The organism is Nonomuraea sp. NPDC048916, assembly GCF_040649575.1.
Lineage (GTDB): Bacteria > Actinomycetota > Actinomycetes > Streptosporangiales > Streptosporangiaceae > Nonomuraea.
The window spans coordinates 1-801 of record NZ_JBEZFS010000142.1 but is presented as its reverse complement, the minus strand read 5'-3'; the positions used below and the strand labels follow the sequence as shown (position 1 = coordinate 801).

The following is an 801-nucleotide window of genomic DNA, read 5'->3' as shown; positions in this document are numbered from 1 at the left end:
TGGAAGTGGGCGGCGATCTGGAGGGTGGTGTGGTGGTCGCCTGCGATGACGACGTTGTTGGGGCCGTTGATGGCGGCGAGGCTGACGGTGTCGGTGAGCAGGGGCAGGACTTCGGTTTCGCCGGCTTGCAGGGCGATCATGGCGCCGGTTTGGGGGAGTTGTCCCATGAGCTGGGCGCGGGCGGTGACCAGGGTGGCGGCGTCGGGCAGGGACAAGATGCCGGCTGCGTGGGCGGCGGCGAGTTCGCCGATGGAGTGGCCGGCCAGGAAGTCGGGGCGCAGGCCCCATGATTCGAGCAGCCGGAAGAGGGCGATTTCGAAGGCGAACAGCGCCGGCTGGGTGTGTTGGGTGCGGTTGAGCAGTTCGGCGTCCGATCCCCACATGATCTCGCGCAGGCCGGGTTCGAGGTGGGCGGTGACCTCGTCGAAGGCGGCGGCGAAGGCGGGGAAGGCCTCGTACAGCCCCCGGCCCATGCCGGGGCGTTGGGCGCCTTGGCCGGTGAACAGGTAGGCGAGTTTGCTGTCACGGGCGGTGTCGTGCGGAAGGTCGGTGTCCTGGCCCGCGGCCAGGGCGTCGAGTGCGGCCGCGGTCTGGGTTCGGTCGGCGGCGATCACGACGGCACGATGCTCGAACACGGCGCGGGTGGTGGCCAATGCCCGGCCGGCCGCTGTGAGCGCGTCATCGTCGAGGGTGTCCAGGAACACGCGCAGCTGCGCGGCTTGAGCTCGCAACGCTGCCGCAGACTTGCCGCTCACCGGCCACACGATCGGCACCACACCAGACACCACACCGGGCATCTCG

General features: G+C 70.0%; 1 protein-coding gene. It reads right to left on the bottom strand.

Annotated elements, in window-relative coordinates; translation table 11 throughout:
* The coding region (locus tag AB0C16_RS40135; RefSeq protein ID WP_357691396.1) for an acyltransferase domain-containing protein at positions 1–755 on the bottom strand (755 nt) is incomplete at its 3' end.
* Between the last annotated feature and the right edge of the window lie 46 nt (positions 756–801).